Annotated in this window: 24 protein-coding genes; 12 read left to right on the top strand and 12 right to left on the bottom strand. The window is 66.0% G+C overall.

The genetic code is table 11. The features are described 5' to 3' along the window. Positions 1-99: 99 nt before the first annotated feature. Positions 100-522, top strand: coding sequence for a F0F1 ATP synthase subunit epsilon (locus EV675_RS04480; protein WP_087840362.1), 423 nt, complete (start codon positions 100-102; stop codon positions 520-522). Between the two features lie 153 nt (positions 523-675). Here EV675_RS04480 and EV675_RS04475 read toward each other — a convergent pair whose 3' ends face one another. Both EV675_RS04475 and EV675_RS04470 read right to left on the bottom strand, forming a co-directional pair. Beyond that, entirely contained in the window at positions 676-1458 is a 783-nt protein-coding gene (locus EV675_RS04475; protein WP_130356191.1) for an alpha/beta fold hydrolase, read from the bottom strand. Between the two features lie 23 nt (positions 1459-1481). Continuing rightward, on the bottom strand, positions 1482-2558 hold the full coding sequence (locus EV675_RS04470) for a Bug family tripartite tricarboxylate transporter substrate binding protein (protein WP_165404426.1): 1077 nt from the start codon (positions 2556-2558) through the stop codon (positions 1482-1484). Between EV675_RS04470 and EV675_RS04465 the strand changes: the two genes are divergently transcribed. The 4 genes from EV675_RS04465 to EV675_RS04450 all read left to right on the top strand — a co-directional run bounded on the left by EV675_RS04465 (position 2557) and on the right by EV675_RS04450 (position 6431). Then, a complete protein-coding gene (locus EV675_RS04465) occupies positions 2557-3315 on the top strand; it encodes an IclR family transcriptional regulator (protein WP_087840359.1) in 759 nt (252 codons plus the stop codon). The two genes, EV675_RS04470 and EV675_RS04465, sit on opposite strands and share 2 nt — an antisense overlap. A gap of 251 nt (positions 3316-3566) precedes the next feature. After that, positions 3567-4901, top strand: a complete 1335-nt coding sequence (locus tag EV675_RS04460; RefSeq protein WP_242621332.1) for an aromatic ring-hydroxylating oxygenase subunit alpha — start codon at positions 3567-3569, stop codon at positions 4899-4901. Continuing rightward, positions 4901-5434 carry an aromatic-ring-hydroxylating dioxygenase subunit beta gene (locus tag EV675_RS04455; protein WP_165404425.1) on the top strand — a complete coding sequence of 178 codons (534 nt, stop codon included), beginning with the start codon at positions 4901-4903 and terminating at the stop codon, positions 5432-5434. Before EV675_RS04460 ends, EV675_RS04455 begins: the two co-directional genes overlap by 1 nt. 73 nt (positions 5435-5507) lie before the next feature. Then, on the top strand, positions 5508-6431 hold the full coding sequence (locus EV675_RS04450) for a 2-hydroxyacid dehydrogenase (protein ID WP_087840356.1): 924 nt from the start codon (positions 5508-5510) through the stop codon (positions 6429-6431). A 7-nt stretch (positions 6432-6438) separates the two neighbouring features. On the opposite strand, the gene EV675_RS04445 is transcribed toward EV675_RS04450, so the two are convergent. Next, positions 6439-7026: a TetR/AcrR family transcriptional regulator gene (locus EV675_RS04445; RefSeq protein WP_130356187.1), complete on the bottom strand. Its 588-nt coding sequence runs from the start codon at positions 7024-7026 to the stop codon at positions 6439-6441. 86 nt (positions 7027-7112) lie between these two features. Here EV675_RS04445 and EV675_RS04440 point away from each other — a divergent pair, with 86 nt between their 5' ends. After that, entirely contained in the window at positions 7113-8375 is a 1263-nt protein-coding gene (locus EV675_RS04440) for an MFS transporter (RefSeq protein ID WP_130356186.1), read from the top strand. A gap of 15 nt (positions 8376-8390) precedes the next feature. Here the strand turns inward: EV675_RS04440 and EV675_RS04435 are convergent, their stop codons facing one another. Next, a complete protein-coding gene (locus EV675_RS04435) occupies positions 8391-9377 on the bottom strand; it encodes a Bug family tripartite tricarboxylate transporter substrate binding protein (protein ID WP_165404424.1) in 987 nt (328 codons plus the stop codon). Between the two features lie 29 nt (positions 9378-9406). Continuing rightward, entirely contained in the window at positions 9407-10471 is a 1065-nt protein-coding gene (locus tag EV675_RS04430) for a DODA-type extradiol aromatic ring-opening family dioxygenase (protein WP_130356184.1), read from the bottom strand. A gap of 100 nt (positions 10472-10571) precedes the next feature. Between EV675_RS04430 and EV675_RS04425 the strand changes: the two genes are divergently transcribed. Beyond that, a complete protein-coding gene (locus EV675_RS04425) occupies positions 10572-11507 on the top strand; it encodes a LysR family transcriptional regulator (protein WP_130356183.1) in 936 nt (311 codons plus the stop codon). Between the two features lie 74 nt (positions 11508-11581). Then, positions 11582-12682 (top strand): mechanosensitive ion channel family protein, encoded by a 1101-nt coding sequence (locus EV675_RS04420; protein WP_130356182.1) that lies wholly within the window; start codon positions 11582-11584, stop codon positions 12680-12682. A gap of 9 nt (positions 12683-12691) precedes the next feature. Here EV675_RS04420 and EV675_RS04415 read toward each other — a convergent pair whose 3' ends face one another. Continuing rightward, positions 12692-13474, bottom strand: coding sequence for an IclR family transcriptional regulator (locus EV675_RS04415; protein ID WP_130356181.1), 783 nt, complete (start codon positions 13472-13474; stop codon positions 12692-12694). Between the two features lie 127 nt (positions 13475-13601). Here EV675_RS04415 and EV675_RS04410 point away from each other — a divergent pair, with 127 nt between their 5' ends. Genes EV675_RS04410 through EV675_RS04400 form a run of 3 tightly spaced genes read left to right on the top strand, consistent with a single transcriptional unit; the run spans position 13602 to position 16918 of the window. After that, positions 13602-14555: a tripartite tricarboxylate transporter substrate binding protein gene (locus tag EV675_RS04410; protein ID WP_130356180.1), complete on the top strand. Its 954-nt coding sequence runs from the start codon at positions 13602-13604 to the stop codon at positions 14553-14555. A gap of 17 nt (positions 14556-14572) precedes the next feature. Next, on the top strand, positions 14573-15877 hold the full coding sequence (gene hmgA, locus EV675_RS04405; RefSeq protein WP_130356179.1) for a homogentisate 1,2-dioxygenase: 1305 nt from the start codon (positions 14573-14575) through the stop codon (positions 15875-15877). Between the two features lie 60 nt (positions 15878-15937). Next, on the top strand, positions 15938-16918 hold the full coding sequence (locus tag EV675_RS04400; RefSeq protein WP_130356178.1) for a fumarylacetoacetate hydrolase family protein: 981 nt from the start codon (positions 15938-15940) through the stop codon (positions 16916-16918). 22 nt (positions 16919-16940) lie between these two features. Here EV675_RS04400 and EV675_RS04395 read toward each other — a convergent pair whose 3' ends face one another. The 6 genes from EV675_RS04395 to EV675_RS04370 form a co-directional block, all read right to left on the bottom strand. Continuing rightward, the gene (locus EV675_RS04395) at positions 16941-17261 is read right to left on the bottom strand and encodes a hypothetical protein (RefSeq protein ID WP_130356177.1); all 321 of its coding nucleotides are present in this window, start codon (positions 17259-17261) and stop codon (positions 16941-16943) included. 148 nt (positions 17262-17409) lie between these two features. Further along, a complete protein-coding gene (locus EV675_RS04390; protein WP_130356176.1) occupies positions 17410-19338 on the bottom strand; it encodes a hypothetical protein in 1929 nt (642 codons plus the stop codon). 29 nt (positions 19339-19367) lie between these two features. Then, positions 19368-19874, bottom strand: a complete 507-nt coding sequence (locus tag EV675_RS04385; protein ID WP_130356175.1) for a copper chaperone PCu(A)C domain-containing protein — start codon at positions 19872-19874, stop codon at positions 19368-19370. Then, positions 19864-20844 carry a tripartite tricarboxylate transporter substrate binding protein BugD gene (locus EV675_RS04380; protein ID WP_242621331.1) on the bottom strand — a complete coding sequence of 327 codons (981 nt, stop codon included), beginning with the start codon at positions 20842-20844 and terminating at the stop codon, positions 19864-19866. The genes EV675_RS04385 and EV675_RS04380 overlap by 11 nt, the downstream gene beginning before the upstream one ends. Positions 20845-20937: 93 nt before the next feature. Beyond that, positions 20938-22809, bottom strand: coding sequence for a hypothetical protein (locus EV675_RS04375; RefSeq protein ID WP_130356174.1), 1872 nt, complete (start codon positions 22807-22809; stop codon positions 20938-20940). Between the two features lie 135 nt (positions 22810-22944). Further along, the gene (locus EV675_RS04370) at positions 22945-23964 is read right to left on the bottom strand and encodes a tripartite tricarboxylate transporter substrate binding protein (RefSeq protein WP_130356173.1); all 1020 of its coding nucleotides are present in this window, start codon (positions 23962-23964) and stop codon (positions 22945-22947) included. A gap of 23 nt (positions 23965-23987) precedes the next feature. Here EV675_RS04370 and EV675_RS04365 point away from each other — a divergent pair, with 23 nt between their 5' ends. Next, on the top strand, positions 23988-24929 hold the full coding sequence (locus EV675_RS04365; RefSeq protein ID WP_165404423.1) for a LysR family transcriptional regulator: 942 nt from the start codon (positions 23988-23990) through the stop codon (positions 24927-24929). The last annotated feature ends 16 nt before the right edge of the window (positions 24930-24945 follow it).

Genomic DNA, 24945 nt, shown 5'->3' with positions numbered 1-24945 from the left:
CGGACCGGCGGAGCCGGATCCGCGGCACCCTGGGTCTGGTCGGGGTTTCTTGGGTAGGGGCGCTGGGGCTGCGCGAAGCGCAGTCCAGGAGAATTGAGTATGGCAACTATTCATGTGGATGTCGTCAGTGCTGAGGCGTCGATCTTCGCTGGTGAGGCGAAGTTCGTTGCGCTGCCTGGCGAGTCGGGCGAGCTGGGCATATTGCCTGGCCATACGCCGCTGATTTCGCGTATCCGTCCGGGTACGGTGAAGATCTCGCGCGCGGACAATGGCGAGGAAGAGCATATCTTCGTGGCCGGCGGTCTGCTCGAGATCCAGCCGGGTACCGTGACGGTGCTGGCCGACACGGCCATCCGCAGCCACGACCTGGACGAGGCCAAGGCCGAGCAGGCGCGCAAGGCGGCGGAAGAAGCGCTGCGCAATGCCAAGGACAAGGCCGAAGTGGCCGTGGTCGAGGCCGAGCTGGCGATGCTGGCGGCGCAGCTGGCCGCCATCCGCAAGCTGCGAGGCGGCAGGAGTTAAACGCCTTGGCGCGCCTGCGCGCGCGGCAGTCGGTGATGGATCATCATTCGCCCGCCCCGGTTCCCACTACAACGCGATGAGCGTGCAGGTGGGGCCGGGGCGCGGTGTTTTCTGTGGGCTCAATGCGGCGTTGCGCCTGGCGGCGCGGCGGCGCTATGCCAGCAGCTGTCTGGCTCGAAGATAAGAGGCGACGATTTCGTCGAAGCCGGCAGGGTCCTCGATGCAGCAGGCATGGCCGGTGCCGGGCAGAATGCGATGGACTGCATTCGGAATCAGGCTGGCGGTCTTGCGTCCGTCGTCGAGCGAAATATCGAATTCGCCATTGATCACCAAGGTGGGAACGGCCAGCGATGGCAGGCGGGGCGTCATGTCCAAGGCCGCCCGCGCCTGGAAGATCCGGGCGATGGCTGCCCCGGACAGGGACGGGCCCACTTCGGCAAACCTGTCCAGCAGATAGGCGCCGAGCCTGGAGCTGGCGAACTGCGGAGCGACCAGTTCGTGCAGGTGCTCGTGCTGATAGCGGGCCACGCCCAGGTTGCCGTAGCCGTCGATGCGGCGGTCGAAGTTCATGCCGCCGCTGCCGCCGCCAACCAGTACGATGGCCCGGAACAACTCGGGCCGCTCGAGGCCGAGCAGCAGGGCGATTCCAGATCCGACGCTCGCGCCCATCAACACGGCTTCATCGATCCCCAGGTCTTCGCACACGCCCAGCACGTCTTCGGCCATGTCGAGCATGGAGAACTCGCCCGACGGTTTGTCCGATCGTCCATAGCCCCGGATATCGACCGAGACCACCTTGAACCAGGTGGAAAAGTGCGCCGCCTGATAAAGCCAGAGCCGATGATCGAAAGGATTGGCGTGGATGAGGACCATGGGCATGCCCTCGCCGGAGACTTCGTAGTGGATACTGACGCCGTTGCGGGTGCTGTATGGCATGCGAGGCCTGCGCGTGGCTGGGTTCAGTCGAGCTTGGTGCCGGTATTCCGGATGACGGTGCTCCAGCGCTCGCGCTCCTGCCTGATGAACTTCGCCATGTCGGCCGGCGTTCCGCCGATCGGGTCCGCATTCATCTGGGACAGCCGCGTCATCGTGTCGGGTTCCTTGAGTATCTCGTTGACCATCGCAGACAGCTTGTTGACGATATGCTCGGGCGTCTTGGGTGGGGCGGCCATGCCGAACCAGGTCATCGACACGAATCCCGGAACGACTTCGCCGATCGCGGGCACGTCCGGCAGCCCGGCTTTACGCGACTCGCTGCCAACTCCGAGCGCGATCAGCTGGCCTTTGCGCACAAAGGGCAGCACCGAACCGAGATCCACGAAGGCAATGTCGGTTTCGCCCGAGACCACCGCCGCGAGCGCCGGGCCGCTGCCGGAATAAGGGATCTGGAAGATCTTGACCTTGGCCAGCTGCTTGAACATTTCCGCAGCCAGGTGCGGGGTGGAGCCGGTGCCGCCGGACGAATAGTTGAGCTTGTCCGGCCTTGCCCGGGCGGCCTTCAACAAGTCCTGCAGGTTCTTGATGCCGGATTTCGGATTGGCCACCAGCGTGCTCGGGCTCGTGGCGATGACCGATATCGGAACGAATTCGTCCGGCACGAACGTGAGCTTCGAATACAGGGCTTGGCTGGTCACCAGCGGTCCGGGCGCGGTGAAGAGCAGCGTATAGCCATCGGGAGCCGCGCGAAAGACGGCGTCGGCGCCGATGTTGCCCGAGCTGCCGGGGCGGTTGTCGACGAAGACGGTCTGGCCCAGGCGCTTGCCCAATTTGTCGGCGATCAATCTGGCGAAGGTGTCGGATCCGGCGCCGGGCGCATAGGGCACGATGAAGCGGATCGGATGGTTCGGATAGTCTTCGCCCTGCGCATGGGCGCCTGTACAGAAGAGGAAGACAGACAGGGCATGGGCAGAGATTTTCAGGATTTTCATCGCGGCCTCTGGATGGCATGGTGAAACGATGATGAATTCGCGGAATAGGCGTGTCAATAAAAAATAGAAGTTGATTCTGCTTGGCAGAATCTTTACCATTTCTCCCATGAACAATGAAATCGTTGCTTCCGTCGACCGCGCCATACGCATACTGAATGCCTTTGCGGAAGACGGTTCGCCCATGACGCTGCACGACCTGTCCTTGCGGACCGGTTTCTACAAGAGCACCATCCTGCGTCTGCTTTCGACGCTGATCGAGCACGGCTGCGTCCTTCGCCTGGACAACGGGACGTACCAGCCAGGACCGACGCTTGCGCGCTGGGGCCGGCTGTACCTCGGGTCGGTCAAGAGCGAAACCCATATCACCCCCCTGCTCGAGAAACTCGCCGGAGATACCGGGGAAAGCGCGACGTTCTATGCCAGGCAATCGGACGAAACGCGCATTTGCGTGGCGCGGGTGGACAGCAATCGATCCATCCGGGACCACGTGCGCGTGGGCGATATCGCGCCGCTCGGAACGGGCGCCGGCGGCAAGGTTCTGCTCAGGTTCGACCCGGCGATCCGGAAGGCCCGCCCGCAGGAAACCATGGTGATCGTCAGCATCGGCGGCCGGGATTCGGAAATCGCGGGGCTCGGGACGCCGGTGTTCGGCGCGGGCGGCTCGCTGCGGGGAGCCATGACCGTTTCCGGAACCGTGACCCGGTTCACCGAAGCGGCGATTGCCAAATACGCCAAATCCCTGCTTACGAGCGCCATGGAACTGACCGTGTTGTTCGGCGGGGATCCGGAAGCGCATCGAGCGGCCCTCGGTTCCAATCCCATTCGCCTCGAGTTCAGTCCCAAGGGAAAACTCTGCGCTTCCTAGGGCGCTTGGCCGGCGCAGGCGCGCCGGCCCCCCCACTTCCCGCTTTTCCCGCCATCACTGGAACCCTCCTGCTGGTGCGCCTGTGCGTAGTTGACAGGTAGAGTCCGCGGCCGCAGAATGAATTCTGAGAGACAGTATTAGATTCTGTCTAGCAGAATTTCAATGAAAGAGGCCTGGTTCTTTATCGAGGAGGCGCCATGATGGCCGATGTTCGATGTGTAGACGTTGCCGCGGGAACCGCGGACCGTCGCATGTTCGTGGACGATGACCTGTTTGCCCGGGAAGTGCGGCAGATCTTCGGCCGCGCCTGGCTGCTGGTGGGCCACGAGAGCCAGGTCCCGGATCCGGAAGACTTCATCCAGTCGAAGATGGGGACCGACTCCGTCATCGTCACGCGCACCAGGCAGGACAAGATCGTCGTCCTGCTCAACAGCTGCCGGCACCGCGGGATGAAGGTCTGCCGGGTGGACGAAGGCAAGGCGCGCGCCTTCACCTGTCCCTACCACGGCTGGACTTACTCGACGGACGAAGAGCGGGTCTCCCGGCCAGGCGAGCTGGCGGGTGTTCCGGGTTTCGACGTCCACTACGAGGGCCGCCTCGACAAGGCGGAATGGGGGCTCAAGGCGGCGCGCGTCCGGGTCTACAAGGGAACGATCTGGGCCACGTGGGACGAGCATGCGCCCAGCCTCGAAGCGTATCTGGGAGGCATGCTGAAGTGGCTCGATTCCGCGCTCGACCACCGCAACGGCGACAGCGGCGGCAGCACGCTGCTGGTCGGGGTGCAGAAATTCCGGGTGCGATGCAACTGGAAGTTCCCCGCGACCAACTTCGTGGGCGATGCCTCTCATGCGGTAACGCACAACTCGGCAAACATGATCAAGCTCAATCCGAGCGGAAAGGATGGCCGCAGGGATGAACGCGCCTCCGGCCACGCGGCGTTCGGATGGCCAGACCTGGGGCATGGGGGTCTGGGCTTCCTGCCCCGCCCCGAAGAGGAGTTTCCCCGTCCCGACACCTTCCAGCAGTTTCCCGCCGCCAGCAACTACCTGCGGGACATGGCGCGGGAACACCTGCGCAAGCGGGCGGGCGGCATCCATTACCAGGGCAAGGGGACCATTTTCCCGAACATGTCGTTCCACGAGGACCAGCCCCGCACGCTGGTGGTACACCACCCGGTCAGCGCCACCGAAACCGAGATGTGGCGCTACTACCTGATCGATGCCGACGCGCCGGACGAGGTCAAGGATATCTTCCGGCACTACTACATGACCTACTCCGGTCCCGGCGGAATGACGGAGCAGGACGACATCGAGAACTGGGAGTCGGCCACCAGGCAGAGCCTGGGAGGCATGGGCCGCGACCTGCCGTTCAACTATGCGCAGGGCCTGGGGGAATCCGAGCCCTGCGACCTCATGCCCGGAGCGGTCTGGTGCGGGCGCACCATTACCGAACAGAACCAGCTGATCTGGCTCAAGCGATGGCAGGAGTTCATGGAGGGCCGGTCCTGGGACCAGCTCATGCATCGTGTCGAAGTCGAGGACGATGCCGCCTTTCCCCTCAAGCGGCATGCCGCGGGAGCGAAGTGATGCACGATTCCATGAACGCCATGCTGCGGCTGTACGAGGTTTCCGAGTTTCTCTACAAAGAAGCGGAACTCCTGTCGGACAGGAAGTACGAAGAGTGGCTCGATACCTTGGCGGAGGACATCTCCTACCGCATGTTCGTGCTTCGCAACCTGTCGGGCAAGGCGCAGGCGACCGAGTATCTCGACGGTCCGCTGGACATCAGCTGGTTCGATGAAGGCAAGGAAACGATCACCAAGCGCGTCCGGCAGATCCGCACGCATCAACATTGGGCGGAGGAACCGCCTTCGCGAACGACGCGCTACCTTACCAACCTGCGCATACTCGAGGCCGATTCCGGTTCCGAGCCCGCACAGGTCCGGACACGATGCAATTTCATGGTGAACCGGAACCGCAACGAAGCCGACGACCATTGCCTGTATGGACATCGTATCGACCTTCTGGCCAGGCACGAGGACTCGTGGCGCATCAAAGAGCGAAAGATCTACATCAACCAATCGACGATATTGATGGGGAACCTCAGCTTCATCGTGTAGCGGTCTTCGCCGCATCGGCGAGCGCCATGACCGATTCATGAAGCATCCCCTCCCAACGACGAAGGCGCCATCCATGAGCAAGCCCGTGGTCCTGAACATCGCGAAGATACCGGCCGTTCTCCAGCAGTCGCTGGAAAGCGAGTTCGAGTTGAGAACCCTGGACTCGCCCGGCGATGCCTCGGAGATTTCCGGCCTGGTCTCTTCCGCGATACGCGGGGTGGACCTCGCCACGCTCGACCGGCTGCCGGGCCTGAAAGTCATGTCGATTTTCGGCGTCGGCCTGGACAAGGTCGATCTTGCCGCCGCGCGCCGCAGGGGAATACGCGTCGGCTACACGCCCGACGTCCTGAACGATTGCGTGGCCGACCTGGCTATAGGATTGATGATCGCGGCCAGTCGCAAGATTCCGCAGGCGGATGGCTACGTGAGATCGAACCGGTGGGCGGAAACAGGCAATGTGTTCGACTTGGGGGACAGGGTAAGCGGCAAGCGCATGGGCATCGCAGGCATGGGAAGGATAGGCAGGATCATCGCGAAAAGGCTTGTCGGCTTCGACGCGGAGATCCGATATTTCTCCCGCTCCGAGGTCCGGGAATGCTCCCATGAACGCGTCTCCACCTTGCAGGAGCTGGCCGCATGGTGCGACTATCTCTTCATTGCCGTGTCGGGCAGCGCGGAAACCCGGCACATGGTCGACGCCGGCGTACTCGCGGCGCTCGGCCCGCAAGGCTATCTGATCAATGTTGCGCGGGGCAGCGTGGTCGACGAACAAGCGTTGGTTGCCGCGCTGGAGAACGAAATCATCCGGGGCGCCGCGCTCGACGTGTATGAAGTCGAGCCGCTGAAGTCGTCCAGGCTGACGGAACTGCGAAACACCGTGCTGCTGCCGCACGTTTCCAGCGCGACCAACGAGACCCGGACGGCCATGTCCAACATGGTGGTGGAGAATCTGAAGCGATTCTATGCCGGGGAAAGGATGCTGGCGGAACCGGCGTAGGAGCGGTTCAGCGCACAGCGAAGGCCTGCTCGACGAGTTGCTCGGCCGTGGCGCGTGCTGCCGCGGCCGCGCTGGCGTTGTCGTCCACGTGCGCCGACACCGACGCGCCGTCATAGAGCAGCATCAACTGACAGGCCAGGGCCTCGGGGTCGGACGCGCCGGCTTCGCGTGCCAGGCTGGTGAACAGGTCGCGCAGCCAGCGTCGGGCCGTATCGCAGGCTTCCCGGATGCCGGCGCTGGGCGCCGCCTCGGCGGCGGCGCGGCTGAACGGACAGCCCCGGAAGCGTGGCGACGACGCGGTTTCCCGCATGATGTCGAAGACGCCCAGCAGGCGCTCGCGCGGGCCGGGGTAGTCGGCCAGGCGGTCGGCGATGCGCAGCTTGCGCGCCTCGTGGCGGGCCAGCAGGTAGGCCTGGATCAGGGCTTCCTTGCTGCCGAAGGTGTCGTACAGCGAGGCCTTGGCCACGCCGGCGCGCTCGATGACCCGGTCGATGCCGACCGTGTGGATGCTCCCTTCGTAGAACAGCTCGTCCGCGGCGTCGAGCAGGCGTTGGCGCGCGGAGCGGCGCGCTTCGGGGCTTCTTGTCGTATTCATGGTCATGCCTTGACATTACCAGACAGATCTGTACACTTCAAGCAAATCAGACAGACTTGTCTGTTTAATGTTCCCCGGATTCCGCCATGACCAGCGCTTGCCCCAAGGCCGCCCCCGCTTCCGTTTCCGCCTGCCCCCAGGCAGCCGGGCGCCTGTCGCCGCGCTTCAGTTTCCATCTGCTGGCATCGATCACACTGGCGTTCCTGGCGGGGTCGGCGGCGCCGACCCCGCTATACGCGATCTATCAGCAGCAATGGGGTTTCTCGACCACCATGCTGACCGTGGTGTTCGGCAGTTATGCCCTGGCCGTGCTGGTGGCGCTGCTGGTGGCGGGCCGCCTGTCGGACCACATCGGCCGGCGGCCGGTGCTCATGGCCGCGGCGGTCGCGCAGGCCGCGGCCATGGTGGTCTTCGCCACCGCCGGCGGGCTGTCCGACCTGTTGGCGGGGCGCATCATCCAGGGGCTGTCGGCCGGGGCCGCCATCGCGGCCGTGGGCGCCGGCATGCTGGACATCGACAAGACCCGCGGCGCGCTGGCCAATGCGCTGGCGCCCATGCTGGGCACGGGTACGGGCGGCATCGTCGCCGGACTGCTGGTGCAATATCTGCCCGCGCCCACGCACCTGATCTACGCGATCCTGGGCGTGGTTTTCATCGCGCAGGGGGTGGGGGTCTTCTTCATTGCCGAGACCGCGCGGCGCCGGCCGGGCGCCTGGGCCTCGCTCAAGCCCAGTTTCGCGCTGCCGCCGGAAGTGCGGATGCCGCTGCTGCTGGCTGCGCCCGCCGTGGTGGCCGTGTGGGGCCTGGGCGGTTTCTATGCCTCGCTCGGTCCCACGCTGCTGCGCAGCCTGGTGGGGTCGGGGTCCAGCCTGCTGGGCGGGCTGGCCCTGTTCATCATGGCCGGCGGCGGCGTGGTCGCGGTGGTGCTGCTGCGCGATCGGTCCGCGCGGTTCCTGTCGCGCCTGGGCGCGCTGGCACTGATGCTGGGCATGGTTCTCGTGCTGGCCTCGCTGTCGCTGCATTCGGTGGCGCTGTTCATGGTGGGCACCGCGATCGCCGGCACGGGGTTCGGCACGGGTTTCCAGGGCGCGCTGCGCAACGTGATCGCCCCGCTGCCGCCCACGGGCCGCGCGGGGGTGCTGTCGGTGCTGTTCGTGGTGTCGTACCTGGCCATGGGCGTGCCCGCCATCCTGGCCGGCTACGACGTGGCGCTGCGCGGCGACATCGTTTCCACCTCGCGCGAGTTCGGCGCTGGCGTGCTGCTGCTGGCGGCGCTGGCCTGGCTGGGCGCGGCCAGGACCGTGCCCGCCGCGCGTGCGCAGGCGGCGGCTCCGCGCGTCGAACCCTAGCCCCGGCGGTCCACCCTAGCGGTTCGAGGCGCCGGTCGCGCGGATCACGCCGGACCATAGGCGGGCGTCCCGCTCTATGGTCTGGCGCATGTCGTCCGGGCCGCTCGCCAGCGGCTCCACGCCCTGGTCCTCGAAGCGCTTGCGCAACTCGGGCATGCGCATGATCCGGTCCAATACGTCCAGCCAGGTCCGGACGACCGCATCGGGCGTGCCGGCCGGTGCCGCCAGACCCATCCATACCGTCGTGACCATGTCGGGGAAACCGGCTTCGCGCAGGGTGGGCACGTCGGGCAGCGCCGCGCTGCGCTGTTCGCTCGTGACCGCCAGCGCCCGCAGGGAGGCGTTCTGGGCCAGTTGCGGCAGGGCATTGGCCGAATCGAAGAACACCATGTCCACGCGGCCCGCCCGCAGGTCGGCCAGGATGGGGGGCGCGCCCTTGTAGGGCACGTGCACGAGTTCAGCCCCGGCCTTGATCGCGAACAGTTCGCCCAGCAACTGCGTCGTCGTGCCGTATCCCTGCGAGGCATACGTCATCTTGCCGGGATGAGCCCTGGCTTGGCTGATCAGGTCCGGCAGGCTGCGGGCGTCGACCCGGGGGCCCACCACCAGCACGCTGGGCATGGTGCCCACGATGCTGATCGGCCGGAACGCCGTGCGCGCATCGTAGGGCATGTTGGGAAAGACGTAGGGGTTGATGGCCAGCGGGCCCGGCGGCGTGAACAGCAGCGTGTAGCCGTCGGCCGCCGCGCGCGCGACTTCGTCGGCGCCGATGTTGCCGCCCGCGCCCGCGCGGTTCTCGACCACGACCTGTTGCTCCAGCATGGGAGAGGCCTTGGCCGCGATCAGGCGCATCAGCGTGTCGGCCGTGCCGCCGGGCAGGAAGGGTACGACGACCTTGATCGGCCTGGTGGGATAGGCGGGCGGCTGCGCCTGGGCAGACGATGCCGCAAGGAGCAGGGACAGCGTCGCGAGACGCAGCAGGTGTCGGGGATTCTGGTGCATGGCGGGTCTCCTGGTTTTTTTGTCCGGCGCTATGCCGGGTCGAATACCGCGAAGCAACGGTTGGCGTTGAAGACGTAGGTTTCGATGTAGTCGATGATGCGCGGGCGGTGGCCCAGTTCGGTCATGGCACCGGCCAGCACGATCCAGTTCAGCAGTTCGTGCTGGCCGGCGGCCTCCAGGCCAGCGGTGGTCAGCGTGTCCCATTGGCGAAAGCCGCCGCGGGTAAGCTCGTCCAGGCGGGCCCGGTCGCTCTCGTGGTCGGGATACAGCCAGCCATGGCGCGGCGTCAGGAACGCGTGCGACCAGCTGGACGAGGCCACGATGGCCACGCGCCACGGCGAAGCGGCCATGGCGCGCGCGATGGCGCGGCCCAGCTCGAAGCACTGGCGGGGGGACGGCGAGGCGGGATCGGGTTCGGCGCCGACCTCGCTGGGCGGGGCCAGTCCCCCGTGCATGCGGATCAGGTCGCCCCCGTAGCAGTTGACGTGGAAGGGCACGACCGGATGCGGGAAGCCGCGGCGGTCGGCGTCCAGGTAGAGCAGGGTGTTGATGAAGGCATGGGGCAGCCCCCGGTCGTAGCGGAGCCGGTAGGCATAGGGCAGCGCCAGGCCCGCGTCGTTCAGCCGGTTCAGCAGGTAGCGTCCGCCCTCGGGGTGCCCGGCGTGGCGGAAGGTGGCGGCCTTCGGCTCGTTCCATCGGTTGCGCTTGGGAAAGGGCGAAGACGCCGGTACGTCGTAGGGCCGCGACGCCATGGCGTCCGCCAGGTAGACGCAGAACGGCGGCACGACGTCCTCGGTGAAATTCTCGTACTGATCGTCGCCGAACATCAGGATGAAGTCGGGGTGGAACGCATCCAGCAGGCGGCGCTGTTCGTCGAAGGCGCGGAAGCAGCGCGCGCGATGCCGGCCGGCCGCGGCGGCGCCGTCGTCGTCGCCCCATTCCTCCCGCATGGCCTCGGGCCAGTTGCGCGGGTCTTTCAAGTAGGGGTCGAGGCGCTTGCCGTTCAGCGTCCGCTTCAGGATGACCGACATATCGTCGTCGTGCATCCAGAAGCCCGGATAGTGCGTGGCGCCCAGGCCCAGGATTTCCGCCATGGCGTGTCCTTGTGCAAAGTGTCTGTCGATGCGCCTAGCTTAGGATTGACGCCCTGTGGCAACCAGTGAAAAATCGGGCTCGATTCATGCAAAAAAATATATGAATAAGGAAAAGTCGGTCCAATGGATCCGGCGGTTGAAATTCCGCCATCTCGAAATGCTGGTCATGCTGGGCCGCACCGGCAGCTTCGGCCGCGCGGCGGATCTGTGCGGCCTGTCGCAACCGGCGCTGTCCAAATGGGTGAAGGACCTGGAGTCGACGCTGGGCGTCACGCTGTTCGAACGCTCCACGCGCCGGATGGCGTTGACCGACAGCGGCCGGCTGGTCATGCACCACGCCGAGCGCGTGTTGACCGACATGGCGCGGCTGCACGGCCAGCTCGAGGCCCAGCGCAGCGGCGGGGCGGGGCGCCTGCACATAGGCGTGCTGGCGGCGCTGGGCCCGGTGCTGCTGCCGGGCACGCTCGCGCGGGTGCAGCAGGCCGGCCTGGACCTGGAAGTGCAAAGCCTGGAAGGCACCATGGACCATCTGCTGCCGCTGCTGGGCGAACGCAAGCTCGATCTGGTCATCGGCCGCCTGGGAACGACCGGCTATGCCGGGTCCCTGAACCGGCGGCTGCTGTACGAGGACACCCTGTGCGTGGCCGCGCCCTCGTCCCATCCGCTGGCGCGGCGCCGCAGGCCGGTTGGCTGGCGCGACGCGTGCGCCTATCCCTGGATCATCCCGCCGGCCGAATCGCCCATACGCGGCATGCTGGAAAACACGCTGGCGCAGGAGCACCTTCCACTGCCGCGCGTCGTGCTCGAATCGGCCTCGGTGTTGACCAACTACCACGTCGCGCGGCACCTGGACTGCCTGTTCGCGACATCCGAGAAGGTCATCGCGCTGTTCGCCGGACAGGGCTTGCTGCGGCGGGTGCCGCTGTCGTTCGCGGGTGTTCCCACCACCATAGGCATGCTGTGGTCGGACACCGCTTCGCCCCTGCTCGAACGCTTCATGGCGCTGCTGGAACAGGAAGCGAAAGCGAGCCTTTGACGTGTCGGCATGCATGCCGACACGGGGCACGCTATTTGCTGGCATGGCGCCGATTCGACCAAGACGAGGCATCCATGCTGGCTTCCCTACCCCTGGACTTCCTGCCCGAGGCGTACCGCCCCTGGTTCGTGCTCGCGGTCGCCATGGCCGTGGGCGTCGTCATCGCGCTGATCCTGCACCGGATAGGCTTCCTGATCCTTCGCCGCATCACCGCGCCGCGCCCCTATCTCCATGCGGTGGTGGTGGGCGCGTGCACCGCCAGCCAGTTCGTGGCGGCGCTGCTGGCGCTGCGCGTGGTGCTGACCGGCGCCCCCGGGGACATGCCCTACACCCGGGGCATGGCCTATCTCGTCACCGTTCTGCTGATCCTGTGCCTGACCTGGCTGGCCAACAGCAGCATCAAGTCGCTGAGCGACACGGCCATCCGCCTGAACCCCTACGACGTCGCCGACAACCTGCTCGCGCGCCGCAAGTTGACGCAGACCCGCGTGCTGGCCCGCAGCGCCCATGCCATCGCGCTGCTGCTGGGGCTTTCGTTCGTGCTGCTGACGCTGCCGGGTGCGCGCCAGCTGGGCGCCAGCCTGCTGGCCTCGGCCGGCGTGGCCGGCCTGGTTGCCGGTATCGCGGCGCGGCCGGTGCTGGGCAATTTCATCGCCGGCCTGCAGATCGCGTTCAGCCAGCCGATACGCATCGACGACGTGCTCATCGTCAACGGCGAATGGGGCCGGGTCGAGGAGATCACCGGCACCTTCGTCGTGGTGCGCATCTGGGACGAACGGCGCATGATCGTGCCGCTGCAATGGTTCATCGAAAATCCCTTCGAGAACTGGACGCACCGCACCGCGTCGCTGCTGGGCACGGTGTTCCTGTGGCTGGATTTCTCGGTGCCGCTGGAGCCGGTGCGCAAGGAGTTCGAGCGGCTGTGCAAGGCTTCGCCGCTATGGGATACGCGGGTGGCGGCGGTGCAGGTCACCGATACCAGCGAGCGCGCCATGCAGGTGCGATTCCTGATCAGCGCCGCCAACTCGGGGAATGCGTTCGAGCTGCGCTGCCAGCTGCGCGAAGGCCTGATTGCCTTCATCGCCGCGCACCATGCGGACGGCCTGCCGCGCCTGCGCGCGCAGGTCGACGGCGAACCCCCGGACCCGCCGCCCGCGCGCGTGGTGCCGGTCTGACGCGCAGCTTCAGGCCGGCCGGCCCCGCAGAGAGCCTTCGATCTCTCTGGCGTGCTCGTGCAGCCGGCGGGCCAGCGAAGCCACGCGTTCCTCGCGCATGCGGTCGTCGATGGCGGCCACGCTGATGGCGGCGATGGGCCGGCCCAGCGTGTCGCGTATGGGTACGCCGGCCGCGGTGACGCCCAGGGTGACGCGGTTGCGGATCAGCGAGTGGCCCTGGCGCCGGCAGGCCTCGATGGCGGCGCGCAGGTCGGCCTCGGTCAGGCTGCCTTCCTCGCAGATGCGGCGGCCATCGGCCGCGATGATGTCCTCGCGTTCGGCGTCGGGCAGGTAGGCCAGGATGGCCAGTCCGCCCGCCCCCAGCCCAAGCGGCCGGCGGCTGCCGATGGACAGCGTGTTCACCCGGATCGGCGATGGCCCCTCGTGCCGCGCTTCGCACACCGATTCGCTGCCGCTGCGCACCGACAGATAGACCGTGTCGCCGACCTCCTCGGCCAGCCGGTCCAGGCTGCCACGGCAATGCTCGCGCAGGTCGTAGGCGGCCATGGCCGCCAGTCCCAGCTCGAAAGCGAGCGGGCCCAGCGCGTACCACTTGTCCGACTCTTTCTGGATGACGAGGTGCTCGTGCATGAGGCGGCGCAGCAGCCGGTGCACCGTGGAATGCGGCAGCGCCGTGGCCTCGGCCAGCTGCGTGAGGGCCCGGCCCCGCTTGCCGGCCGTGGCCAGCAGCTTCAACAACTGCACTGCGCGTTCGATGCTGCCCGGCTCCGCCGTGGTGCTGCCGCTTGCCATAAGTCGTGTCCATTCAGTGGAAATGCGGGTGTCTACCCCTGCGGCCAATCATATATTGCCCTTCACGGTGCGACCGGGATTTTCCGGCCAGCGGAAAGCACTGCAAGAACAAGGAGGAGACCCCATCATGTACGAACGGATCATCGGCGCGGTTCTCGCGACCGCGTTGGCCGGCGCGGCAGGCGCGGCCTATCCCGAGCGGCCCATACAGCTCATCCATGGCTTCGGCGCCGGCGGCAATGCCGACACCGTGTCGCGGCTGGTGGCCCGGCACCTGCAGGCGGCGCTGGGCCAGCCGGTGGTGGTGGAAATCAAGAGCGGCGCCGGCGGCGTGGTCGCGTCCAGCTACGTGACCAAGGCCGAGCCCGACGGCTACACGCTGGTGATGCTGACCGGCGGCCATACCGTATCGGCCGCGGTGAACAAGTCGCTGCCCTACGATCCGGTCGCGGATTTCCAGCCGATTTCCACCGTGACCGCATTTCCGTTCGTGGTCAGCGTCAAGGCCGACAACCCGGCGCGCACGCTGGCCGACCTGCTGGCGACGGCGCGGGCCAAGCCGGGCACGGTGTCCTTTTCCTCGGTGGGCGTGGGCTCGACCCAGCACCTGACCGGCGAACTGCTGGCCGCCACGGCCGGCGTGCAGATGCTGCACGTACCGTATCGCGGTGGCGCCGCGCCCGTGCAGGCCGTGCTGGCTGGCGACGTGGACGTGCTGGTGGATACCGCAACGGTGGCCGCGCCGCAGATCAAGGCGGGCACGATGCGCGCGCTGGCCATCACCAGCGCCAAGCCGTGGCCGCTGCTGCCCGGCGCTCCCGTCGCGGCCGACACCGTGCCCGGGTTCCAGGTGTATTCGTGGCTGGGCATCGCGGCGCCGGCGAAAACGCCCGGCCCCATCGTCGATCGCCTGCACGCCGCGCTGGCCGCCATGCTCCAGGACCCGGCGTTTCGCAAGGCCGTCAACGACATAGGCAGCGAGCCCAGCGGCAGCAGCCCGGCACAGATGCGCAGCATGATCGAGTCGGAAATCACGCGTTGGAAGAAAGTCGTCCAGCAGGCGAACATCGTCGCGAATTGAACAGGGAGCACGCCAGGATGGACAGGGCAGTCGCGGCGGAGCCGCAGTACCAGAGCGGATTCGGCAATGAGTTCGCGACCGAGGCCAGCCCGGGCGTGCTGCCCGTGGGCCGCAACTCGCCGCAGCGGGTGGCGCACGGCCTGTACGCCGAACTGATCTCGGGTACGGCGTTCACGGCGCCCCGCGCCGTGAACCTGCGCACCTGGACCTACCGGGTGCGGCCTTCCGCCGCGCACGGCAAGGCCCATGCGGTTGCGCATCCGGCCTGGTTGACCGCTCCGTTCACGGCAGTGGCCGCGCCCGCCAACCGGCTGCGGTGGAATGCCTGGCCGGAGCCCGTGCCGGGCACGGACTTCGTCGATGGCATCGTGACCGTGGCGGGCAACGGCAGCGCCGAGACCCAGAGCGGCACCGCCGTCCACGTCTATCGCGCCAATGCGTCCATGCGCGACCGCTATCTGATGAACGCGGACGGCGAAATGCTGGTGGTGCCGCAGTCGGGCGTGCTCGACGTGCATACCGAGATGGGCCGCCTGCGGGTGGCGCCCGGCGAGATCCTGCTGCTGCCGCGCGGCGTGCATGTCCGCATCGACCTGCCCGACGGCGCGGCGCGGGGCTACCTGTGCGAGAACTACGGCGCGCCCTTCAGGCTGCCGGAGCTGGGGCCGCTGGGCTCCAACGGCCTGGCCAATCCGCGCGACTTCCTGGCGCCGGTCGCCGCCTGCGAGCCGGCGACGGGGCCGGTGCGCATCCTGCGCAAGTTCCTGGGCGGCTTCTGGGAACTGGAGCGTTCGTCGTCGCCGCTGGACGTGGTGGCCTGGCACGGCAACCTGACGCCTTGCAAGTACGATCTGGCGCATTTCATGGCCATCGGCAGCATCACCTTCGACCATCCCGACCCGTCGATCAACACCGTGCTGACCTCGCCGTCGGAAATCGGCGGCACCGCCAATTGCGACTTCGTGATCTTCCCGCCGCGCTGGCTGGTCATGGAAGACACCTTTCGTCCGCCCTGGTTCCACCGCAACGTGATGAGCGAGCTGATGGGGCTGGTTCGCGGCGTCTACGACGCCAAGGCCGAGGGCTTCGTGCCGGGCGGAATCAGCCTGCACAACTGCATGCTGCCGCACGGCCCCGACGCCGCCACCTTCGAGCGCGCCAGCACCGAGGCGCTGGCGCCGCGCCGGCTGGAAGACACCATGGCCTTCATGTTCGAGAGCCGCCACGTGTACCGCCCGACGGCGCAGGCGCTGGCCGCGCCCAACCTGCAGCCGGACTACGACGAGGTCTGGGACGGATTCCGATCCGGCAATCCTGTCTAGGACCTGGACATCATCTGGCGCCGGCAAGGGGCCGCGCGCCGCACTCTTGGAGAAGCTGGAATGAAATTGGCATCGCAACGCGCGGGGCGCGACGGCGCATTGCTCGTGGTCAGCCGCGACCTTGCCACGGCGGTGAGCGCCGCGGCCATCGCGCCCACGCTGCAATCGGCGCTGGACGACTGGGAACGCGCCAGCCCCCGCCTGCAGGCGCTGTACGACGACCTGAACGCCGGCCGTGCCGCCCGCGCCTTCGCGCTGGACCTGGGCACGCTGGCGGCGCCGCTGCCGCGCGCCTATCAGTACCTGGACGGCGCGGCCTATCCCAGCCACATCCAGCGCAACCGCCAGGCGCGCGGCGAATCGGTGCCCGACGACTTCTTCCAGAAACCGCTGATGTACCAGGGCATCTCGCACGGCTTCATGGGCTGGAACGACGACGTGCGCCTGCCTTCTGAAGACGACGGCATCGACTTCGAGGCCGAGATCGCCGCCATCACCGGCGACGTGCCGCTGGGCGTGGACGCGAAGGGCGCGTGCGGGTACATCCGCCTGTTCGTGCTGCTCAACGACGTATCGCTGCGCGCCATCATTCCGGGCGAGCTCAAGCGTACCTTCGGTTTCCTGGTCGGCAAGCCGGCCTCCAGCCTGGGGCCCATCGCGGTGACCCCGGACGAACTGGGCGAGCTATGGAAGGATGGGCTGGTGTCGGGCACCATGAAATGCTGGGTGCGCGGCGAGGAGCTGGGCAGCATCGAGACCGGTACCGACGTCGCCTTCCACTATGGGGACCTGATCGCCCACGTCGCGCAGACACGCGCGTTCGAGGCGGGAACGCTGGTGGGCCTGGGCACGGTGTCGAACGAGGACGAATCCGTGGGCGTGGGCTGCCTGGGAGAACGGCGCGCCCTGGAGACCATCCGGCAAGGGGCGGCGCGGACCCCGTTCCTGAAGTTCGGCGATACGGTGCGCATCGAGCACTTCGACCGCTCGGGCAACAGTGTTTTCGGCGCGATCGAGCAGCGCATCGCGCCGCTGGCCTAGCCGTGCAGCGGGCGGGCGCCGCTCAGCGCCCGTCCTTCTTCCTCGTGCGGGTGCCCAGGGCAGGCTGCTGGACGGCGGCCTTGCCGGTACCGGCCTGCGCGCCGGTCGCGGCCGTGGCGTCCAGCGAGGCATGCAGTCCGCTGCCCCCCAGGCCCGAGGAGGCGGGCGTCCGGGCGCCCAGGCGCAATCCGTTGCCGCCGTAGGAGCGGGGGGAAGTATCGACGGAACTCTCGCGGCCGCCCGCGGATTCGCGCAGATCGTCGGCGCGCACCGGCAAGCCCCAGGACAGGGCGGTGGTGACGAGGATCAGCGATGCGGTGGAACGTAGGCTTGGCTTGGTCATGCTGGACTCCAACTCCAGACTGCTAGCCGTGCAGTTTGCCGCAGAATCGTGTCCAGCACCGGCCAAGTAACAACGAATTTGTAGCAGGATATGAGCCGGCGGGCGGGGTCGGGCAAGGCGTCCAACCCCGCTGCGCATGCCTTGCCGGTCAGGCTGGAGGGAGGTTGGGGCCCTGGCCGACGAGCTTGATTACGGCATCCAGCGCAGCCAGCGCGTTCTTGCCGGCTGCCGCTTTCACCGAGTTGGCCAACTGTTGGCGCAACGCCGGGAGATCCTTGGCCGCCAAGTCATATTTTCCGGCCTTGGTGTTGGCGAAGATCGCGTCGAAAGACCGCAGCATCGTAGTCTTGGCCGCGGCCGCTCCCCCCGCCGCCACGAAGTCCGCATCCGTGAACGCGTCGATGTTGGCGCGCACGATGCCCCAGTCTGGCGCGAGAGCGGTCAGGTCATCGGTCATGAGTGTCTGGACGAGGCGCAGCGCGGTCTTCACGTTGATCCGGAAGTACTCGGGATCGACCCGTACACCAGTAGCCGGCCCCCAGTGCTGATACCCTGCGCTGGGCCAGTCGCCGCTTACGTGCCAGCCAGGCAGGTGGCCGTTCTCAGCCAAGGGCGACATGAAATTGCCGCCGAACCAGAAACCCTGGCTCAGGCCGTGCACGCCTGGCTTGCTGTACAGGCCGCTGTAGCCGTTGCCGGTAGGAGCGGTGACGATACCGCGGCGTAATCCCGCGTCATTGACCGCTTGGATGGCTTTTTCGATGGCCAGCGGATTGGGATAGGTGAACGCATAGGTGTGCGCAGGCAGGCCGGTTGCCTTGTATTCGTTGCCGTTCTCCGCGAATTGCATGCCGCCGAAATGTTCCAGCGCTACACCTCCGACGACCTTGTCGGCCGCATGCTCGAAGTCGTCGAAGTAGTCGTACGGCACGCCCGTTTCGGCACCTGGAACGAAATGGCGGTTGTCCAGGAAGAACATGATCGTGCGTGGACGCTGCGCCTGCGGCACCCGCGACATGTACTGAATCACCGCCGCGATGCCCAGTCCGCCGTTGTCCTCGACGTTGCTCATGCCATCGGTGTGCGTGGACAGCAGCACTCGCTGGTCCTTTTCCGTGCCATAAGCGCGGCCTGGCAAGAACCCCACCAACTGATATGTGCGCGAATCTTTCTCGATCTCGCCTTCGAGCTTAACGGTGGCCATCTTGCCGGCGGCGGCATCGGCCAGGACCTTTGCGCCAGCCACCCGGTCCACGAGGACGCCGGGGCAGTCGTAGATCCGCGGCGTACTGTGCTGGCGGGCACCCTGGGCGGCCAGCGGCGACATGTCCAGCACCCATACGGCCGCCACCGCGCCGCCAGCCTGACACACGTTGATGCCCAGCGCCGCAGCATTGTTCAATTGCTGACGGTTGCGGTAATCGGCGTCCTTTTCGACCGGCATTTTCTCGCCTGGCGCCGGGAAGGTCTCTTCATCGCTGCGGAACTCGTAGTCGCCAAGCGACGGACTGCTATAGCCTCCCACGCTGCCGCTCGCCACCGAGGAATACAGCTGCTGCTTGAACACGACGATCTTTCCGGCCAGACTTTCCTTCGTCGGACGTTGCGCTGCTGGCAGGTTCATGTCGTATAGCACCATGGGAGCGGTTACGCCACTTACGCCGGTGTCTCCCGAGTTGATCGCGTACGAGGCCACGTCTACCTGCACTCCGTCCGACAGTAGAGACCAGCCGCTCTTGTCCGGCCATTCCGTCGTGTACCAGCGGTCGTAGCCGAAGGCGTACTGAATGATGTCCACCACCCCGTAGCTGCGCAGCTTGGTCTCCAGCGAAGCCAAGTAGTGCTTCCAGGTCTCCGAGCCTGCATAGGTGGGATCGTACGAGTCTTTCTCCGTCAGCCATTCCTGGGCTTCTGCCCTGGTGATCAGGAGGTTTTCGTCGATGGAGGTCAGGGGCGATGCGGTGGGGCCTTCACCATCAGGCCGGTCGGTTCCTGGTTGTCCACTCCCGTCTCCGCCTCCGTCGCATGCGGTCAGGAAGGCCGCGGTCACCAATGCAACCAGCAGTGTCTTTTTCATACAGGGCTCCTACCCTCTTGGTGTCATGGCTAATGAATATCGAGCGCATCGTCGGCGCCACGGCGCGGGCCAATCACCCGTGCCGGTACCTGGATGCTGTGTCGCCTGCCGCCAGGCTCGAGCGCGTACGTGAGCGTCAGCGGGATCTGCCGCCTGTCGCGCAGGCCGGGTTTTACGCCGCGCAACAGCAAATGACGGTGGCCTGGCGCAAGTTCGAGCGTGGCGGTTTCTTGCGTCTTCATCGAAAAGTCGGGCACTGGTTCGATGGTGATCTGACCGCCGGCTCTTACCATTTCCCTCACCGCAACCGAGGCGGCAAAGGGCGAGGCGACGCGGATGTCGAAGAGATTGCGCCCGGCTCGCAGCTGCATGAAGGCGAGCGCGCTATCGGGGGGCGATCCCAGGCGCACCCTCGCGGTGTCGACAGAGAGCGCGGGGGCGGCCTGAACCGCCGTTGTGGACGCGACAAGAGCAAGGGCGCACCATGTGCGCATGCACTGCCGCGGGAAACCGCCCCGCATGGTGTCAATCGGCATAGATGCCGGCCTTCCTGATCAGGGGCCCCCACTTCTGGATTTCGCTCTTGACGTGAGCATCGAGCGCTTGGGGAGTGGCCCGTCCGGAGGGTTCGACCTGGGCGCCAAGATCGGACATGCGCTGCTTGAACGCCGGATCGTTCAGCGCTGCCTGCATCGCATTCACGAGCTTGTCGATGACCGGCTTCGGCGTACCCTTGGGGGCCCACAGGCCATGCCAGATTCCGACCTCGAAGCCCTTGAGGCCGGCTTCGTCCATGGTCGGCAGTTGGGGTAGCGATGCAATGCGTGTCATGGCCGTCACCGCATAGGCCTTGACCTTGTCGGCCTTGATCTGGCCTGACGTGTTGGTTGTCTGGTCGCACATGAAGTCGACCTGCTTTCCAAGCATGTCATTCATGGCCGGTGCGGTTCCCTTGTACGGAATGGTTTGCACGTCGGTGTCGATGGCGCTCAGGAATAGCAGGCCGCACAGATGCGACGCCGAGCCGATGCCGGCGTTGGCCATCGACAAGGTTTTCTTGTGGGCCCGCACATAAGAAAGGAATTCGCCGAAACTGGATGCCGGAAAATCATGCCGGGCAATCATGGTCATCGGCACATCGACCGCCAGGCCAACCGGTTCGAAGTCCTTGATGGGGTCATATTGCAGTTTGCGGTACAGCGCGGGAGCGGTGGAGAAGCCGATGTGCATGAGCAGCAGGGTGTAGCCATCGCCTGCGGCGCGTGCGACACGGCCCGTGCCCAGCGTGCCGCCCGCACCGCCAAGGTTCTCCACGACCACCGTCTGTCCCAAGGGCTTGCGCATGGCTTCGGCCAACGATCTCGCCACGATGTCCGTCGGTCCGCCCGCCGCGAACGGCACGACCATCGTGACCGGACGGCTGGGATAATCCTGAGCCGCCCCGGCGCTCTGTGGACCGGCGATGGCGGCCGACAGGGCCGCGATGAGAACTGCTTGCTTGAACACTCTGGTACTCCTGGTTGGGATGCGGGACTGCGAGGCTGGCTGAAACAGACGGCCGGCGCGTGTTGCACCGGCCTTCGAGCGAGGCCTTGCCGGCTAGGTGGTCGGCACGCGGGACTTCGCGCTGGATATCAGCTCGTCGACGGGTTTGGCGCTGGCTTCGACCAATTGCGCCGTCACGGCCGCCGACAGGGCATCCAGCAGTACGGGGACCTTCTCGTAGGAGCCCGTCCGCACCAGATCGAAGATTTCCTTGTGCTTGCCCTGCAATGCCTGGCGCTGCGCGGTTGCGGAACCGGGGCTCTTGAAGTCGTCGTCCTCAAGATTGATCAGCGCGCTGCCGAGCTTGCCCCAATCGGGGTTCAGCGCGACCAGATCGCTCGTCATTACCGTCCCTACCAGTTGGATCGCCGTTTCCACCTGTGCGATGAAGACGTCCGAACGGAAGCGGTTGATCCCCGGGTAAAAGGCCTGATAACCGGAACTTGGCCAATCTCCCGTTACGTGCCAGACAGGACGTCCACCGAACTCATCGAGGTAGGTCGCGAAGTTGCGGCCCAACCACGAGTTCTGTTGTTGGCCGTGCACGCCGGGCCGGTCATTCACGTTGACCTGGGCCCGCGGCAGGTTCGCGCCCTTGACCGCCTCGATGGCCTTCTCGACCAGGAGGTCGTTGCCGTAGGTGTTGATGTACGTGGTCATCGCGCGGCCGGTCGGCTCATAGCGGTCGCCCACGTCGTGCATCTGAGCTCCGCCGCTGTGCTCCATGGCGACGCCGCCAACGATGTACTTGGACAGGGTCTCCAGGTTGTCGTGGATGTAGTCGTAGGGCACGCCTCGTTCGGCTCCGGCCACGAAATGGCGGCAGTCGAGATAGACGTAGATGCTCATCGGCCGCTGGGACTGCGGGATCTGCGAGAAATACTTGATCACTCCCAGGATGCCCAGCCCGCCGGAGTCCTGGATCAGGCCTGGGCCATCGGTGTGCGTGGCCATGAAGACCGCTTTGTCCTTGGATGTGCCGTAGTCGCGGCCGGGAAGCGTCGCGATCAGCTGGAAGGCCGTTGCATTGGTTTCTACCTTGGCATCCAGCTTGAGCGTTGCCGTCTTGCCCGCGCGCGCGTCCTCGATCACCTTGGCGCCGTTTTTCTTGTCCAGCAACAGACCGGGCACCTCGTAGCGGGACGGCGTCCCGTGCTGGCGGCCTCCCTGCGCCGCGCCGGGCGGCATGTCGAGCACCGCGATATGGGCTACCGCTCCCGAGGGCTTGAGCACGCCCGTGATCACGCTGCCCATGGCGCCGAACTGGTTGCGGTTGCGATAGCCGCCCTCATAGGTCGGGTCGACGAAGACCCCCGGCTCGAGGAAAGTGTCAGGATCTGTACGGAACTCATAGTCCGTGTATCCGCCTGTCGTGCCGCTGCCGGTGAATGGCGCCTGCTTGACGACGACGATCTTGCCGGCCAGGGCGCTCAGGGGTGGCCGTTGGGCGGCGGGCAGCGTCATGTCATAGAGCACCATGGGGGCCGTGACGCCCAGCGGTCCCGTAGAGCCGGATTGCGTGGCGTAGGACGCGACCTCGACCGGGGTGCCATCCGAGACCAGCGACCATCCCGATTTATCCGGATACTCGGTCGTATACCAGCGCTCGTACGGGAATTTGTGCTTGTGCAGGCCCTGGGCGCCGTATTCCACGAGGCGCTCTTCAAGGAACGCCATGAACGATTTCCAGGCGGGCGAGCCCGTGTAGGTCGGCCCCCAGCTGTTCTTCTTCTCGAACCAGCCTTGCGCTTCGGCGGGGGTGATGACGAGCGAAGGATCGATCTTCGTGAGACGCGGGTCGAATGCCGTTGTGGGCGAGTCTCCCGGGTTGGTCGGCGTATTGTCCGAGCTTGCACCGTCTCCACCGCCGCATGCGACGAGGGACAAGCTCAAGAGCGCCGCGAGCGACAAACGCTTCGCTTTCATTGAGTGCCTCCACCTTGGTTTTATTGGTTACGCATCCTTGAAAGGATGCGGCGCCATTTTTAGGGAGGGGGCACGCGCAGGTCTAATGCAAAATTCCACGAATCCATTCAAGATTTGAATGGATGGCCATGCGGACTAGTGCTTCACCATCGCAGCAAAACGCTGAGCTTCCGCAGCAACCAAGGCATCGAAACCGTCGATGCTCTTGGGGTCGGCCGACACCACGCCCAGCGTGGCTTGTACGCGAGACAGCTCCGGCGACATCAACACGCGCTTCATGGCGCGTTTGATGTGGGCGATTTCCCGAGGCGGCGTGCCGCGCTGGGCAAATATGCCCGTCCAGGGGTCGACGACCCAGAAGCGCAGAGACGCGTTCTCGTTGACGGTGGGGATGCCCGGAAACAGGGGCGAGCGCTTGGTGCTGAACAGGCCGAGTATCTTGCCCCGCGCGGCATCGACGCCGGTTGCGGCCGGCAGCGCGAGAATCGCCAGATCGAGACGACCGCCGCCCAGGTCTTGCAGCAAGGTCGATGTTTTTACATAAGGTATCGCTTCCGCTTTGCCGCCGAGTTGCGCGGCCATGGAAAGTGCCAGCAGATGGTGCAGCGTGCTTGCTCCCGGCGTGCCTATCATCAGGGGGCGCTTCTCGCGACGAACGAGTTCGATGAGCTCGTCCATCGTCTGCGCATGGAGATCCGCACGCGCCATCAAGGTCAGATGCGAACTGCTGACGGGGGCAACGGGAACCAGGTCGTGGCTCGTGAAACCGGCGCCCGGGATCTGCAGGGGCGATAGCAGTACGGCATTACCCGAACCATACAGATACGTATTGCCGTCGGGCTTGGCGTGCAGCACCTTCTGCACCGCCAAGATGCCGCCTGCCCCACCGATGAACTCCAAGACCACTTGCCGCCGCAGGGCTTCGGACAATTGCTTGGCCAGCACGCGTGCCGACAGATCCATCGACCCGCCAGCCGCGTAGGGCACAATCAGAGTGACGGGAGTTGCGACCCGACGATAGTAGGCAGCCGCGCCCGCGAACAATGCCAGAGCCAGCAAGCCACCCGCTATCATCCGCATGCCGGTGCGGCTGACGCGCCGAAAATCCCCGGGGCGCATGGGCATGGCCTTTCCCCTCCTGTTCTTGTCAAGCATCTGAAATGATATCCGCGAACCTGATGTTCAATCGCCTGATGGGCAAGGCTAGGCTGCGGCAGTTGCAGATCATTACCTCCGTCGCCGAGCTGGGCAGCCTGCAGAAGGCGGCCGATGCAGTGGGGCTCAGCCAACCTGCGACGACACACGCGCTGGCAGAAATCGAGGAGTTACTGGGAGTGCGCCTCTTTTTCCGCCAGACTCGCGGCATGGCTCCCACCGACGAGGGGCGTGCGCTCATCCCGCTCGTACGCTCCGCGCTCGATGCCATCAAGGTCGGTACCACTACTGTTGCCTCGACGATCAATAGCCGCGGGGGTGTTGTCCGTGTCGGTTCGATTTCCGCGGGCGTGTCCGCCATCATCACCGATGCCTTGCCGGACTTCGTCGACGCCAATCCCGACATCGTGACGCGCGTCCAGGAGGCTGAGGCACTGCGACTCCCGGCGCTGTTGTCGGAGGGCCGCATCGATCTGGCCATTTGCCGCGAACCGGCCAACCTGGCCTTGAATGCCCGCTTCCAACCTGTGCTGGAGGACCGGTTGATCGTCGTCGCGGGCCCGAGCCACCCCTTGGCCAATAAGGGGCGGGTAGGTATCGAGGCGTTGGTGGACCAGACATGGGCCCAGCCGCCGTCCGATGTACAGACCGTCCAGATCTTCAGCGAGATATGGGAGGCTACCGGTGACCGGCCGAGGCTGTATCCCATCGACACCCGTTCTATCGTGCTCTCGTTCGCGCTCATAGAGCGACGCGGCCTCCTGGACTTCATGCCGCGCAGCGTGGCGCATCAGATGCAGCGCGCCGGCCGAGTGGTCGAGATAGATGTGGCGTGGCCCGATCCGTCGCTATTGGCATTGCCGCCGTTGGGTGTGCTGCAACTCGGGAACGGCGGCAGCCCGGCCGTGCAGAAGCTGATCGATTTTCTGGCGCGGCAGTGGCTCGCCGACGCAAATCCGCGCTAGGCGTGCCAGGACGCGC

The organism is Pigmentiphaga kullae (assembly GCF_004216695.1).
Classification (GTDB): Bacteria; Pseudomonadota; Gammaproteobacteria; order Burkholderiales; family Burkholderiaceae_B; genus Pigmentiphaga; species Pigmentiphaga kullae.
The sequence above is the reverse complement of the archived record's forward strand: the minus strand, read 5'-3'. Positions and strand labels throughout refer to the sequence as shown.

Excerpts from the sequence above, each read along its gene's own strand:
- EV675_RS04480 (WP_087840362.1), top strand. The coding sequence starts at position 100 with ATGGCAACTATTCATGTGGATGTCGTCAGTGCTGAGGCGTCGATCTTC.
- EV675_RS04475 (WP_130356191.1), bottom strand. The coding sequence starts at position 1,458 with ATGCCATACAGCACCCGCAACGGCGTCAGTATCCACTACGAAGTCTCC.
- EV675_RS04465 (WP_087840359.1), top strand. The coding sequence starts at position 2,557 with ATGAACAATGAAATCGTTGCTTCCGTCGACCGCGCCATACGCATACTG.
- EV675_RS04470 (WP_165404426.1), bottom strand. The coding sequence starts at position 2,558 with ATGGGAGAAATGGTAAAGATTCTGCCAAGCAGAATCAACTTCTATTTT.
- EV675_RS04460 (WP_242621332.1), top strand. The coding sequence starts at position 3,567 with ATGTTCGTGGACGATGACCTGTTTGCCCGGGAAGTGCGGCAGATCTTC.
- EV675_RS04455 (WP_165404425.1), top strand. The coding sequence starts at position 4,901 with ATGCACGATTCCATGAACGCCATGCTGCGGCTGTACGAGGTTTCCGAG.
- EV675_RS04450 (WP_087840356.1), top strand. The coding sequence starts at position 5,508 with ATGAGCAAGCCCGTGGTCCTGAACATCGCGAAGATACCGGCCGTTCTC.
- EV675_RS04445 (WP_130356187.1), bottom strand. The coding sequence starts at position 7,026 with ATGAATACGACAAGAAGCCCCGAAGCGCGCCGCTCCGCGCGCCAACGC.
- EV675_RS04440 (WP_130356186.1), top strand. The coding sequence starts at position 7,113 with ATGACCAGCGCTTGCCCCAAGGCCGCCCCCGCTTCCGTTTCCGCCTGC.
- EV675_RS04435 (WP_165404424.1), bottom strand. The coding sequence starts at position 9,377 with ATGCACCAGAATCCCCGACACCTGCTGCGTCTCGCGACGCTGTCCCTG.
- EV675_RS04430 (WP_130356184.1), bottom strand. The coding sequence starts at position 10,471 with ATGGCGGAAATCCTGGGCCTGGGCGCCACGCACTATCCGGGCTTCTGG.
- EV675_RS04425 (WP_130356183.1), top strand. The coding sequence starts at position 10,572 with ATGAATAAGGAAAAGTCGGTCCAATGGATCCGGCGGTTGAAATTCCGC.
- EV675_RS04420 (WP_130356182.1), top strand. The coding sequence starts at position 11,582 with ATGCTGGCTTCCCTACCCCTGGACTTCCTGCCCGAGGCGTACCGCCCC.
- EV675_RS04415 (WP_130356181.1), bottom strand. The coding sequence starts at position 13,474 with ATGGCAAGCGGCAGCACCACGGCGGAGCCGGGCAGCATCGAACGCGCA.
- EV675_RS04410 (WP_130356180.1), top strand. The coding sequence starts at position 13,602 with ATGTACGAACGGATCATCGGCGCGGTTCTCGCGACCGCGTTGGCCGGC.
- hmgA (WP_130356179.1), top strand. The coding sequence starts at position 14,573 with ATGGACAGGGCAGTCGCGGCGGAGCCGCAGTACCAGAGCGGATTCGGC.
- EV675_RS04400 (WP_130356178.1), top strand. The coding sequence starts at position 15,938 with ATGAAATTGGCATCGCAACGCGCGGGGCGCGACGGCGCATTGCTCGTG.
- EV675_RS04395 (WP_130356177.1), bottom strand. The coding sequence starts at position 17,261 with ATGACCAAGCCAAGCCTACGTTCCACCGCATCGCTGATCCTCGTCACC.
- EV675_RS04390 (WP_130356176.1), bottom strand. The coding sequence starts at position 19,338 with ATGAAAAAGACACTGCTGGTTGCATTGGTGACCGCGGCCTTCCTGACC.
- EV675_RS04385 (WP_130356175.1), bottom strand. The coding sequence starts at position 19,874 with ATGCCGATTGACACCATGCGGGGCGGTTTCCCGCGGCAGTGCATGCGC.
- EV675_RS04375 (WP_130356174.1), bottom strand. The coding sequence starts at position 22,809 with ATGAAAGCGAAGCGTTTGTCGCTCGCGGCGCTCTTGAGCTTGTCCCTC.
- EV675_RS04370 (WP_130356173.1), bottom strand. The coding sequence starts at position 23,964 with ATGCTTGACAAGAACAGGAGGGGAAAGGCCATGCCCATGCGCCCCGGG.
- EV675_RS04365 (WP_165404423.1), top strand. The coding sequence starts at position 23,988 with ATGTTCAATCGCCTGATGGGCAAGGCTAGGCTGCGGCAGTTGCAGATC.